General features: G+C 46.6%; 10 protein-coding genes. 8 read left to right on the forward strand and 2 right to left on the reverse strand.

Translation table 11 applies throughout. The annotated features are described in order from the left end of the window. Positions 1–115 precede the first annotated feature (115 nt). The 6 genes from ACJJH9_RS07285 (at position 116) to ACJJH9_RS07310 (ending at position 7853) form a co-directional block, all read left to right on the forward strand. Complete coding sequence (locus ACJJH9_RS07285; RefSeq protein ID WP_444924784.1) at positions 116–2398, forward strand: TonB-dependent receptor; 2283 nt, start codon at positions 116–118, stop codon at positions 2396–2398. 436 nt (positions 2399–2834) lie between these two features. Continuing rightward, positions 2835–3707, forward strand: a complete 873-nt coding sequence (locus ACJJH9_RS07290) for an alpha/beta fold hydrolase (RefSeq protein ID WP_444924785.1) — start codon at positions 2835–2837, stop codon at positions 3705–3707. Positions 3708–4163: 456 nt separating this feature from the next. Continuing rightward, on the forward strand, positions 4164–5537 hold the full coding sequence (gene ppnN / locus ACJJH9_RS07295; protein ID WP_444885314.1) for a nucleotide 5'-monophosphate nucleosidase PpnN: 1374 nt from the start codon (positions 4164–4166) through the stop codon (positions 5535–5537). Between the two features lie 245 nt (positions 5538–5782). Continuing rightward, entirely contained in the window at positions 5783–6190 is a 408-nt protein-coding gene (locus ACJJH9_RS07300; protein ID WP_444885313.1) for a PaaI family thioesterase, read from the forward strand. A 143-nt stretch (positions 6191–6333) separates the two neighbouring features. Then, positions 6334–7332, forward strand: coding sequence for a hypothetical protein (locus tag ACJJH9_RS07305; protein ID WP_444924786.1), 999 nt, complete (start codon positions 6334–6336; stop codon positions 7330–7332). A 68-nt stretch (positions 7333–7400) separates the two neighbouring features. Next, complete coding sequence (locus tag ACJJH9_RS07310; protein ID WP_444909909.1) at positions 7401–7853, forward strand: cupin domain-containing protein; 453 nt, start codon at positions 7401–7403, stop codon at positions 7851–7853. Positions 7854–8190: 337 nt separating this feature from the next. On the opposite strand, the gene pgmB is transcribed toward ACJJH9_RS07310, so the two are convergent. Continuing rightward, positions 8191–8862 carry a beta-phosphoglucomutase gene (gene pgmB / locus ACJJH9_RS07315; RefSeq protein WP_444924787.1) on the reverse strand — a complete coding sequence of 224 codons (672 nt, stop codon included), beginning with the start codon at positions 8860–8862 and terminating at the stop codon, positions 8191–8193. Then, on the reverse strand, positions 8859–11210 hold the full coding sequence (locus ACJJH9_RS07320) for a glycoside hydrolase family 65 protein (protein WP_444924788.1): 2352 nt from the start codon (positions 11208–11210) through the stop codon (positions 8859–8861). Before ACJJH9_RS07320 ends, pgmB begins: the two co-directional genes overlap by 4 nt. A gap of 429 nt (positions 11211–11639) precedes the next feature. Here ACJJH9_RS07320 and ACJJH9_RS07325 point away from each other — a divergent pair, with 429 nt between their 5' ends. Then, a complete protein-coding gene (locus ACJJH9_RS07325; RefSeq protein ID WP_444885308.1) occupies positions 11640–12893 on the forward strand; it encodes an MFS transporter in 1254 nt (417 codons plus the stop codon). A gap of 76 nt (positions 12894–12969) precedes the next feature. After that, the gene (locus ACJJH9_RS07330; RefSeq protein WP_252085508.1) at positions 12970–14031 is read left to right on the forward strand and encodes a LacI family DNA-binding transcriptional regulator; all 1062 of its coding nucleotides are present in this window, start codon (positions 12970–12972) and stop codon (positions 14029–14031) included. The last annotated feature ends 45 nt before the right edge of the window (positions 14032–14076 follow it).

A 14076-nucleotide genomic window follows, 5' to 3' on the forward strand; every position in this document is an offset into this window, starting at 1 on the left:
AGTTGTTCCAAAGTGTCGTCTCACAGGACGGGTACATAAATTGCAATCGTTTGCATTGACGTGTACCAGACACATCTCAAAATCCAATAAGAATGACGATGAGAGGGAAGTTTTAATGAAGAAGAATCCTCTAGCGCTGGCTATACCTCTTGGGGCCATGCAGCTGGGCTTCTGGGGCTATGCCACAGCCCAGGAAGCCGCTTCACCATTGGCGTCTGAAGATAGGGTGATTGAGGAAGTGATCACCACGGGAACCCCAGGTGGTGCCGGTATAAAAAAGCTGGATGCGAGCTTTTCAATCACAACCCTGAGTGACGATGAAATCGGTAAAGCTTCCCCGTCTAGTACTGCAGATTTGCTGAAGTCTATCCCAGGTCTTTGGGTTGAAAGCTCTGGCGGGGTATCTGGCGCAAACATTGATGTACGGGGATTTCCGGGCGGCAGTGACGCTCCGTTTGTTACGGTCTCTATGAATGGCTTGCCACTTTACCCGGCACCGACTCTTTCTTTCATGGAAAACTCTTCTCTATTCCGAGTGGATGAGACTATCCAGCGCGTAGAAGGCCTGCGCGGTGGCCCTAACCCGGTTTACTCTAACGGCCAACCGGGTCTCACGACCAATTTCATTTTGAAAGAGGGGACCGAAGAGACCGAGGGTCGCTTTAAATACACCACTTCGGACTATGACCTTCAAAGGGCTGATGCCCTTCTGACCGGGAAGCTCAGCGAAGATGTGTACTACATGATGGGTGGGTATGTGAGTTCTTCTCCCGGTATTCGCGATGCCGGTTTTGATGCGGAAGAAGGTCACCAGTTCACCTTGCACCTGACTAAAGAGATGGACAACGGCAAAGCCGGTTTCTACGTACGAGATACTAAAGATACTGGCACCTGGTATCTGCCAAATGCTTCCTTCCTGGCAACTGACTACACTCAAGTGGGTCCCAGCAATCGCAAAGTTTCAGTACCCATTTCCCAGGCCGACGGAAATGGTGGCTCTGAAACACGCTGGGAAACTTTTGATATGGGAGAAGGCCGTGGTTGGGACGGTAGCGTAGCTGGCGCCTACCTTGAGCTGGACCTGGGCAATGGCTGGAGTCTTACAGAGCGTTTTGGTTTGACCAGTGGTAATGCCGATACTTTAGGCTTTGTTCCCAATGGTCGCCCGGTATTACCCAGTGAGTTGCGATACGACGATGGTACAAGCGTGACTTCAGCTACTACCGTGTCTGGGACTGAGGTCAGTAATGATACTTTGTTGCAGCAATTCGGTGCTTGGGTAGTACGAAAAGATATTGAGGCAACGACCAACGATATCAGCCTAGCCAAAGAGTGGGATGACTTTAAGGTAACCGCAGGCTATTACACTTCTAGTTGGGAAGTTGATGAGTGGTGGAGTCTTGGAAACCAAGCGTACTATGTGCTTGGTCATGATGGTGAGCAAGTTGCTGGCGATATTTCTTGTGATGATAAAGAACTCGACCCAGTTCTCTGTTGGAGCCATGATCTTGAAGCGATAGGTGATGCCCGAGAAAACGCATTCTACATTGCAGGTGAGTTTTACCTGGGCGACTTCACTTTTGATTTGGGTGTGCGCTCTGCAAATCGTGAAACTAACTACTCAGTAGATGAAGGTGTTCGTGATGGTATTTTTAACACCTATAAGGCGGATGAAGAGGGTGCTGCCTATACAGCTGCAGTAGATTGGGCCTTCGCTGAGAATATGGGGGCTTTCTTCCGTATAAATTCAGGCTTCAAATTTGCGGACTTTGATAATTATCGCGAGTTTGGCGAGAGCTTCCGCGCGGGTTCCGATCTGATTATCGATATCGACCAATATGAGCTGGGCTACAAGCTGCAGGATCAAGACTACTCGCTGTTTGCCACTCTTTTCTACAATGAAACCCAGGGAATGCCTGATTGCATTATTGGTAGCACCACATGCGCCCGCCTGGAAACAGAGGCGTTGGGTCTTGAGCTGGATGGCAAGGCTCACTGGGGTGACTTCACTTTGGGCCTGAATGCAACTTTGCAGAAGCCAGAAATCACCAGTGGTGACTTTAAAGGTAATCAAGTGATGCGCCAGCCCGAGTACCAAGTACGCCTAAGCCAGAACTACGATTTCACGATCAACAATATTGATATGGCAGTGTTTGGTGGAGTAAGCCGCGTGGGTGATCGTTTCAATGACAGTAAAAACTCGGTGACCCTGCCGGGTTATACCAAGGTTGATTTTGGAGCAGTGGCCTACTTAAACGATATTACCGTTCAGCTTGCACTGGATAACCTCACCGATGAGGAGGGCATTACCGAGGGAGATCCAAGGGATCCTCAGGCAACCAATGTTCGTTATATCCTGCCGCGCAATATCAAGTTAAGCATCGCTTACGACTTCTAGTATAACTCAAACCTCTCCCGCAGGTTTTCTGAGCTTTGCCGCACAATTTCTATTGTGCGGCTTTTTTATGCCTGCCTTCTTGCACTTGTCTATAAAATGCCAGAATTGGTCGAATTTTCAGCATTATTAATATTGATTATTGTCCCTAGCAATTAATGAGACTCTTATAAAGTAAATATTATAGAGATTTCCCTGGCAAAGGTTTTCTGGGATAGTGCCTGTAGATGTTGCTGGATAAATTGGTAAGTTGTACGAGTTGTTCTTTCGACAGGTATATTGTTCAGTTAAATATGCAGCATTAAGAACTACGTCTGTGTCGGGTAAGTAGTGTTATTTTATTTAGGTGAATGAGGGATAGGAGTTACTGGTTTGATAATGGTTTGGGTGCCGATATTCACCGTAGATATTATGTAAGCTATAAATTCCAAGGAAGATTATGAAAATTTATGCCGCATTTCTTCTCAGTGTTCTTTGTTGCTCAGTTTGGGCGCAAGATGAGCATAAATATGAGTTTGTTACCATTGGAGGGAATACAATATCCTATCTTTGTAAAGAGGAGGGTGAGGGGAAAAAAGTTGTATTGATGGTTTCAGGTATGGGGTTAGATGCCCATAGTACCTATAAAAATACCTTTCATAAATTCTCTTCTAAAGATTTTATGCTTTGTATCTACGATCGGCCTGGAGCTGGAAAAAGTGCGCATGCTGTTCCAAAAGTTAGATCGATGGATGCGCTTTCTGCTGAGCTTGAGGCCTTCGTGGAGTTTAAAAAATGGGATTCCGTAGTTCTTGTGGCCCACTCATTTGGTGGTTTAGTAGCAAGGGCATTTGCAAGTGAAAACCCCAGTAGGGTGTCTGCCCTTCTATTTGTGGATGCAGCCCATGAATCCTGGTACGGAAACCTGAAGTCTTCTTTATCCAAGGAGGGCTGGGCAACGATGCAGTGGATTATGGCGTGGGAAAAGGAAAAGCATTCCTTCGAAGATTTTGCAGAGTCTGCATCAAAACCAGAGCGCTATGAGTTAAAGAAAGAGATTCCAATCACGGTAATGAGTAGAGGGTTGCCACATACCACAATTCGTCAGACTAAAATGAGTTATGCAGATGTAGATGCTTACAACAGGACTTGGGATCAGTCGCAAATTGAACTCACCAAGATTAGTGACAGCGCCAAGCATGTAATTATGAAATACTCCTCGCATCTGTACGATGAAACCGATCCGTGGATTGTACTTGAAGAGCTGAATCAACTTTTATCTAAAGTTAAGCCTTCCCCTGAAGAATATCAGGAACGTAGGACATCAAACTAAAGTTTGATGCTATTAAAGAATCCCGGGCTCAATTTTAGTGAGAATTTTTATTTTTATAAATGTGCTCAGGGTTGATCTGGTAATGTGTTGCCCCTAAATAGGGTAATTGTCAAATTAAGCCTGAACCAATAGGTGGGACGGTTTTCATGGTGCGGGCTTAATAAGTAGTACCCACTTGCAATGACCTGCCAAAGAGTACCTGTGATCAAGATGTAAACTGGGTCAAAATAATGTGAATCGCGACTCAGTCCCAAAGAGTTAAGCCTGTATTCCTCTGTTGGCACTTCCTGTCTCAGGTGAATGGTTTAGTTGTACGTCAACTTTTCTTGGCTATTAAATCCAATTGCCTCGGTTTAATTAAAAAAGAAGCCTAGTCATCAACTTAGATTACACTTCTATAGCACCAGAACACTATTTTCTGTAAAGATCCCAATTTCAGTTCAATAAGAGGGTTGCATGTCTATTGATCTTATCGATGCACAGGTTTCATCTACAGGGCAGTTTGAGATCCTATCCAAGTATGAAATTAATCGGCTTAGTAGCGAGAGCCGTGGTTCACAATACCAAACCTTTAGAAACTGCTCACTAGCGGTGCTAAATAGTGGCGGTTTTATGGATGATGGTAAGGAGCTTCTGGAAACCTTTGCTAATTTTGATATCTCTGTTGTCCCCACAGAGCGCAGTATAAAACTACAGCTTAGAAACGCCCCGGCCAGTGCTTTTGTTGATGGAAAAATTATCAGTGGTATTGCAGAGCATTTGTTTGCGGTACTGAGAGATATTATTTATGTAAATAGTGAAATTACCGGCAGTAAGTTACATGACTTAACATCTTCTCAGGGCATTACTGATGCGGTTTTTCATATTATGAGAAATGCCGGTACCTTCGATAGAGTCCGCACGCCTAGGTTAGTAGTATGCTGGGGAGGGCACTCAATCTTATCTGAAGAGTACGATTACACTAAGCAGGTCGGTTATGAATTGGCTCTGCGCCACCTTGATATTTGTACCGGTTGTGGGCCGGGAGCAATGAAGGGGCCAATGAAAGGTGCCACTATTGGACATGCCAAGCAGCGCGATCGCCATGGACAGTACCTTGGTGTTACCGAACCCGGTATTATCGCTGCAGAAGCACCAAATGCAATCGTCAATCAACTGGTTATTCTCCCAGATATTGAAAAACGATTAGAAGCTTTTGTACGCACAGGCCATGGCATTGTAGTTTTCCCAGGGGGGGCGGGTACTGCTGAGGAGATCATCTATCTCCTGGGGATACTCCTACACGAAGAAAATAAGGATCAACCATTCCCTGTTATCTTCACCGGCCCACCTAGTGCAACGGAATATTTTGTTCGTATTGATGAATTTATCGCCTCTACTTTGGGTAAGGAAGCTCGTTCAAGATACCAAATTATTATTGATAACCCACAGGAAGTGGCTAGACAAATGTCGGTAGGCATACAAGAGGTCAAGTCCTTCCGCAAAGCAACGGATGACGCCTACTATTTTAACTGGAAGTTAAAAGTCGCTAACGAATTTCAGCAGCCGTTTATACCAACTCATGAAAGTATGCTGAACCTCGCCTTACATAAAAGCCAAGAACCTTATCTATTAGCCGCCAACCTGCGACGTGCATTCTCTGGCGTCGTATCAGGTAATGTGAAAAATGAAGGGATTCGGATGGTTGAGGAGTATGGACCTTATGAGCTGCGTGGTGATTCGAGCATTATGCGCAGCATTGATATTATGCTGGAGTCTTTTGTGAAACAACAGAGAATGAAGTTGCCGGGTAAAGAGTATGTTCCCTGCTATAAGGTAATTTCCAAGTAGTTTCAGAATTTTCTATCAGAAATAGTAATGTGCAAGGGATGCTAGGTGGGGTAGGGCTCTTTACAATGCTGCCCTCTATTTGAGAAGACCTCTGGAAAAATAATTTTTATGTACAGTAAAAATTACACTCCTTTGTGAGTTTGCTGTGTAACCTAGATATAAAAAGATGTTTAGTGGGACTAAAGAAAAATCTCTGCTTTAATTGGCTTGTTATTATGACCGGTTAGTTGTTAATAAGGATTTATATGAAAGACCATAACTATTACAACAAGATTTGCGAAGGTAAACTTCCAGGGCTTCTCGGGATTGAGCTTGTGAAAGTTGCTGAGGGCGAGATCCATGCAGAGATGAGAATTTTGGAGTCTCATCTGGCACCTAATGGCTACTTGCATGCTGGTAGCGTCGTTTCTTTGGCCGATACGGCCTGTGGCATTGGTTGCTTGGCGAACTTACCAGAAAAGGCTTCTGGCTTTACTACTGTTGAACTGAAGTCGAATCATCTGGGAACAGTTCGTGATGGGGTTGTTCTTTGTGCTGCAACACCTGTTCATAAGGGGCGGACCACTCAGGTATGGGATGCTTCCGTAGTTTGTAAGAGTACGGGTAAAAAGTTAGCATTGTTTCGCTGCACGCAATTGATTTTATACCCGTGACTGAGGATTGCCTCTAGCTTGAACAGCTGTACTTATTTGCAGGGGCTCCTTCTGGAAGTTATATTCTTACCATATTGGGAGGATGATCGATCCGAGTCACTCTCCCCCTTGCCTTATAAGAATAATCCGCTGGTGCTTTTCAAATGCTTCGTCCATTTCTACTTGCTCTAATATTTCTCTCTTTCGTTTTTCCCGTTCTCGCAGAAGAAAAGCCATCTGGCCAGCTAGATAGTTGGCGATTGGTGAGCTTTAAAAATGAGCCTTTATTGAATTTACATCTATATTTGTATGAATTGGCAAGAGATAAAAATCTATATGTGGCTCTAAAGAAGGAGGAAGGCATTGTTGCTGATCAGTTGTACCTCTTCGAGAGGGCGATCAATGATTATATTACACATGGGGCTGAAAAAAATATTAATATTATTCGGTCTAGCGGGGAAGTGGCAGATCTAACAGCGATGCTTTTATCAGGTACTCCTATCGATTCTGAATCAGTCAATAATAGTTTATATGCTCATTTACAAGAGCTTTCCACTCTTTATAATGAAAAAATGTGGGGGCTGCATAGAGAAAGTAACTTTAGGTGGTATTTAAGCTTGCGGGAGAAGCTGGATGTGTATGGTGACCCAATTGCTAGCCGGCTCGAAGATCTCTTTGGTGAAAAACTGCTAGTAAATGCGCATACAGTGAATATTGTCTATAAGCCTGGTATGCGACAGGGAGCTACCACTTCAGGAAGAAGTTCTCAAACTATTATCAATAGTACCTATTCAGATTACTCAGGCTGGCTTGCATTAGAAATGTTTTTTCATGAGTTAACACATGCTAACAGTGTGAATCGCAAAAGCAAACTTCAAGGGATAATCAGCAGTGAGTTTGATAAATATCACTTAAAGGCTCATAAACATATTTGGCATCCAATTCAATTTTATACAGTTGGTGAAGTTGTTAGAAGAGTTATTTCAGAGGAGGAGCCAAATTTCACAGATTACGCAACACTGAACGGTTTATATGTTGGGCGCTGGAATTATAAATCCCTTCTTGATAAGCATTGGATGCCTTACTTGAATGGTTTGGTTTCAATGGAGGAGGCGGTAGCTGATCTTGCCAAAAATCTGTCAAACGAAAAGCGTGAGAATTAAGTGCCTCTTTGGTTGGGATCAATTTTAAGGTTATTGTTAATTTCATTATAGGTCTTAAAGGAATAGTCATGCAGCCTATCAAATTATCTGAACACCCTGAAGGGGGGAGATTTCTTGAGGTTTTCAGATCCAATGCAGTGGTGACCAATAACAAAGGGCAGAGGAGATCAGCGCTCACTCACATTTACTTTTCATTAGATAAAGGCGAGGTAAGCCGATTTCATAAAGTGCAATCGGATGAGGTGTGGAATTTATATCAAGGCGCAGGGCTCTATCTTTATACTTGGAATGACTTGGATAAGAATGTTCAGAGGATGGAAATTTCATCCAAAAATAATACGTTTTGTCAGGTTGTTCCAGCTGGAACTTGGCAGGCAGCTGAACCTATTGGAAAGACAGTTCTGGTAGGCTGCTCCGTTGGGCCAGGATTTGAATTTGCTGATTTTAGTCTGATTGATCCACAATCGATTGAGGCTAAAAAGTTAATCTCCATAAATTCCGACATGTTGAAGTTTATTTAGTTTTAGATGGGTGATTGTTCTCCTGCAAATGAAGGGGTAAAAGGGTATCTATAGCATTGTAGGCCATATATTCCTTACTATATTTGGGGGTTGATTGTTGGTTTGGGGTTTATAAGTCTGGGGAAATGGGGCTGGTAATTTTGCTCAATTACACAGTGAATTCTTAGGAAAGGTCAGATACTTATTCTGGTTTTTATTTCTTCGAGTACACGTATTTTCCAAATATGCGATATAGGGTGATTTCTCCTTTACAATATTAGAAAGCAAGTAACACTGAATAGAAGGAGAGCAATCTTTCTATTCAGCTTGAATATTGATTTTGCAACAGCTCTTACATTTAACTGATTGAAGCTGCGTGGATAGCAGAAAGAAAAAAGTCTTTAGGGACGAACTCCGACAGGCTGCCGACAATAAAATCAGCTTCTCTCAGGGAATTTTCACTCCCCACCCCAACAGCAGTCATTCCCTTGGCGGCTTTGATCGCAGCGACCCCGGCAGCAGCATCCTCAAAGGCAACACAGAGTTCAGGTTCAACTTGTAGGCCTTGCGCTGCTGCGAGGAAAATATCCGGGCAGGGTTTAGGTGAGGACTGTTCTGGATCGGCAATTGTTGAGAAGTAATGTGATATCTCCAATGCTTGCAAAACGGCCGGCGCATTCTTACTGGCTGATGCCAGGGCAATGGGGATTTGTTTCTCGTTTAACCAGGCGAGAAGCTCCCCAGCACCGGGCAGTAGATCTTTTGGAGATAAGCTACGAATCAGTTTCTGATAATAACTATTCTTTCTGCTAGCTAGATCGATCTTTTCCTTTTCACTAAACCGATCGCTCTCTTCCCCAAGAATCACTTCCAGTGAGGCCATACGCTCCAGCCCCTTAAGCCTTTCACTGGTATCTTCAGCCCATGGGCGTTTGAGTTCTTGGGCCAGTTGGTGCCAGGCTTTCAGGTGTAGTCGTGCGGTATCAGCGAGTACACCATCCAGATCAAAAATTGCTGCACGATAGATCACTGTGTTACCTCCACTGGTGGTGCTATCTCAAATGTTTGGGTTTCGCCTGCTGCGAGAAATACGGGTTTATGGACGTGATGAAGGTTGATGGGCTCGCCAGTTATCAGGGTATAGCTGGCATTACTGCAATTGATGTCCACTTCCAGGGTGCGACCACGGAATTGCAGGCGGAAGCGATAACCTTCCATACCCTCGGGTACAAACGGGGCGAAGCGCAATTCGGTACCATGCAGGCGCATACCGGCAAAGCCCTGCACCATGCACATCCAGGTGCCGCCCATACAGGCAGTATGGATACCGTGCTGAGTATTATTGTGGTGATTGTCCAGGTCCATTCGTGCTACTTGCTGGAAGTAGTCGAGCGCTTTTTCCGGGTATCCCACCTCGCTGGCAATAATGCTGTGGATGCAGGCGGATAGGGTAGAATCGTGTGTAGTGAGCGGTTCGTAAAAGTCGAAGTCGCGGCGTTTTTGTTCAATGGAAAACTCGGAACTTTCGAGCAATAGTCCCAAGACTACATCTGCCTGCTTGCAAACCTGGTGTCGATAAATTACCAGTGGATGGTAGTGCAGTAGCAGGGGGTAATGATTTGCCGGTGTTTGCTCAAAGTCCCACACTGGCTTGTCGAGGAAGCCATCATCCTGCGGGTGAATACCTTGGGATTGGTCGTAGGGGAGGTACATGGCCTTTGCGGCTTTTGCCCAAAGCATGGGTTCCTGTGGGCCCAGTTGTATACGTTGGGCCAAGGCCAGGCCCGCTTCTGGATCAAAGGATTGCAGCCACTGGTATACCTCTGCAGCATACTCCAAATGCGCACGGGCCATCAGGTTGGTATAGAAGTTGTTATCTACCAACGCGGTATATTCATCCGGGCCAGTGACTTCATTAATACAAAATTGGTTGTTGCGGCGAGGATTGAAGTGGCCGATTTCCATCCATAGGCGGGCCCCCTCAATAACCAGCTCCGCCCCTTTTTCCCGCAGAAATTCCGTATCACCAGTGACTCGGCTGTAGTGGCGCACTGCATAGGCGATATCCGCATTGATATGAAACTGGGCAGTGCCGGCAGGGTAGTATGCAGAGCACTCCTCCCCGCCAATGGTGCGCCAGGGAAAGAGTGCGCCCTTGCTGATCGCCAGCTCTCGGGCACGGGCACGGGCCGCATCCAGGATCGAGTGGCGATACTCCAGCAGGTGGCGGGCCATATTGGGCTGGGTGTAGAGAAAAAACGGCAATACATAGATTTCTGTATCCCAGAAGTAATGACCGTCGTAACCATCTCCCGAGAGCCCTTTTGCAGCAATATTCGTGCGTCCATCCCTGCCAAGGGATTGGAATAGGTGGAAAAGATTAAATCGAATACCTTGCTGTAGGCTGTCGTTGCCAAACACCTGGATATCGGATTCTTGCCAGAATTTATCCATCTCTATGCGTTGGGCCTTGGCATATTCGGCAAAACTTTTATTGGCGCTGAGTTCAAGGTATTTGCGCAATGGTCCAGCTTCAATCGGCTCAGCACTTTGCTCTGCGAAGTAAGCTAGGTATTTGGTCAAGCACAGGGGCTTGCCCCGCTGGGCATTGCAGCGATATTCGGTGGCTACCCGGTTTTCATGGCGTAGATTGGTCACGGTGTGGCCCGCACTAGCCTGCAAGCGGTGTATGGCTGCGCAGCGAATCTCATAGCCGCTACTTCTGACTGAGAGCGGTAGTGCCAAGTAGTCACCATCAGCGACGTTATCCAGCCATTGGATATCCTCCTGATTGATGGGAGAGGCCAAGCGTGGATCGTCGCTGTGCTTGGCTTGATCGAGATTGCCATCCAGCCCCGTCAACAGGCTTATTTCCCCATCAAAATCCAGTGGAGTAACTTCAACATGGATGAGCACTAGGTGTTTTTCAGTTAGGCAGATTTGGCGCTGGGTTTTGAGCCTGAGGGTTTTTCCAAGAGGCGAACGCCAGATGAGGCTGCGCGCAAGGGTTGCGCTGGCCATATCCAAGTGGCGCTCATATTCAAGTAGTGCACCCTCCGCGAGGCTGAAACGCTCCCCATCAATCCAGATTTGAATACCCTTGCCGTTCGGTACCGTTAGCATGCGCTGATTATTGCGAGCGTAGCCGTAAGCGGCCTCGCCGTAGCGAATAGGTTCACTGGCGTAGACCCCATTGAGGTAACAGCCATCAGAAAAGGGCTCGGGATCAAAGCCTTCCTCAAAGGTGCCTCTCAGGCCAATAAAGCCATTGCCCAGGGAGAATAGGGTGGCGTTAAGAGGGTAGTCATCCGCTTGAAACTCTCTTTCCCGCAGGCCCCAGGGGTGAATTTCAAGCTTATGTTGTTGTTCTTTCTTCATACCACTTACACAGAAACTGATGGTTAGGTGCTTTGCCAAAGTAATTAGTGCTTTGGGCAACTGCCTGCAGTCTATCGCTTGTACACATTGAAATGCAATCGATTGCATTTCGGGGGTAAAAAATCTCCTTGTACAGTAACTATGTGCTATTTGTGAGTATAAATATCCATTAACATATTGATAATAAAGAATTTATTGGCATTGTTGTTATCTAGTAACCCGCTAGTCTGACCGGCGATCACGGAATGGTCTCTGTTTGGCAGCTTGAAATATTGCAAACGATTGCAATTCTTTTGTGGTAAGTCATACTGCTGAGTTCTGGGGGCGTGAAAATTTACAGTCATCAACCCACACTAAGAGATCAAAAAATGTACAATAACAGGCTGGTAAGGCTGTACGCCTGAGCCATAGACCGATAAAGATTTCCTTATGAACAATCAGCGCATACTGCTTTCCCTATTCGCCATCTACTTTGTATTCGCCATTCTCTTGAACAGTGTCGGCACTGTGATACTGCAGGTGATTAATACTTACGGCGTGAGTAAATCTGCAGCCAGTGTATTGGAGGGCTTTAAGGATATCCCCATCGGCATCGTATCTTTTCTGGTGGCTTCGCAACTGCCGCGTTTCGGATTTAAGCGCGCCATGCTGATGGGGCTCGCTATTGTTACCGGGGCTTGTATTGCCATGCCCCTATTGCCAGGTTTCTGGACAGCAAAGCTACTGTTCCTTTCCGTGGGAGTCGCATTTGCCTTGGTGAAGGTCGCGGTTTATTCAACTGTGGGCCTGTTAACCCGTGGTCCAAATGAACATGCGAGTATGGTGAATACCCTGGAGGGGGTATTTATGGTGGGGGTTCTTGGTGGGTATTGGCTGTTTAGTGCCTTTATCGACTCTGCAAATCCAGGTTCCACAGCTTGGTTGAGTGTGTATTGGGTGCTGGCCGCGATTTGTCTGTTTGCCTTTATTTTATTGTCGCTGACAAAAATGGATGAGTCGGGTACCCGGGTTGAGGGCACCAGTCCACGGCAGGATTTCTGGGCAATGATAAAACTGATGGCCAAGCCCCTGGTTTATATTTATGTAATTTCCGTTTTTATCTATGTGTTGATCGAACAGGGTATCGGCAGCTGGTTGCCCACGTTTAACAATGAAATTTTGAAGCTACCAGCGGCGATGAGCGTCCAGGCTGCCAGTATTTTTGCCGCAGGGCTCGCCTTGGGCCGCTTGGGGGCAGGGGCTATTATGCGGCGTTTACACTGGTATCCAGTGCTGAATGTCTGCCTGCTGGCAATGGCATTACTGGTGGTACTGACTCTTCCGCTATCCAGTGATGTGCAGGCCAACCCGGATATCAACTGGTTCAACGCGCCGATTGCGGCCTTTATTCTGCCTCTGATTGGCCTGTTTATGGCTCCCATTTATCCGGCAATCAACTCGGTGATGCTGAGTTCACTACCGACCCATCAGCATTCGGCGATGACCGGGCTACTGGTGATTTTTTCTGCACTGGGGGGCACTACCGGTTCCCTGATTACGGGTTCGGTTTTTGAAGCCTTTGATGGCCAAGTGGCCTTTTACTTATCACTGGTGCCGATCTCGGTAATTCTAGTCAGCTTGTTCTTTTTCCGTAGGGCAGTGGAAGGGCGAGAAATTGGGGCCTCAGCCAGGCTGGCGGTTTGAGCTATCAGGGTTCATTTTACAAACTCTTGTAGCACGCCTAAGATGGCGTATTTCCCGCGAACAAGGTGAAGTACGCATGCCTAAGGATTCCTCCTCTCCCGTCTCCATGTCCGATATTGCACGGCTGGCGGGAGTTTCTGAATCCACTGTTTCCCGCGCGCTGAATAACAACCCGCTGATCAATGAAAAGACTCGGGAGCGTATTCAGCAAATCGCGCGTAGTATGAATTACAAAATCAACGAGAGTGCACGCAATCTGCGTTTAAAACGCAGCCATACCATTTCTGTCGTCATCAATACCGGCAGCGCCGGAGGCCAGACTTTTTCCGACCCCTTTATGTTGGACATGATTGGCGCGATTGCCGATCGCTTGGCCGAGCACCGATATGATCTACTGTTTTCAAATCGTATCGTTACAAGTGACGATTGGCATGCCTACTTAATGGGGTCTCGCCGCGCCGATGGGGTAATTGTGATTGGCCAAGGGGTGGACGACAGCCCCCTGCGTGAACTACAACGCCAGGGCGATCCGTTGGTAGTATGGGGAGGTACTACCAAACCAGATCTCGATTACTGCATTGTAAGTAGTGACAATCAGATGGGAGGGCGCCAGGCCACCGAGCACCTACTCAAGCTGGGCCGTCGTAACATCCTCTTTCTTGGTGATACTGCGCACCCCGAGATTTACGGTCGCTACGAGGGTTATAGGGCCGCGCTTACCGCAGAGGGGCTGGGTAATAGCGAGCGTCAAATTCAGGTTTCTTTCTCCAGTGAAAGCGGTTATCAATCCATTGCAGACTTGCTAAAAACCGAGGGGTTGAGCTTCGATGCGATTTTCGCCGCAAGTGACAGCATTGCAATGGGAGCCATCAAGGCTTTGCAGAGCCAGGGTTACAAGGTTCCCGACGATATTGCAGTAGTTGGATTTGATGATATCCCCATCGCGCCTTTCTATACGCCCCCACTAACGACTGTGCGACAGAATATCCAGCGCGGCGGTGAGCTGATGGTGGAGAAGATGATGCAGTTGATCGGTGATAAGACAGCAGAGCCAGCAGTGCTGCCAACCGAACTGGTGGTACGCTCTTCCTGTGGCGCTAACCCTGATTTCCAACCGATCCAGGAATATAGTCAGTAATCAGTCTTGGCAGCTCCCCCTGGAGTTGCCTGATGCGTTCTTGGA

Source organism: Microbulbifer mixtoriginis (SeqCode) (assembly GCF_052466715.1).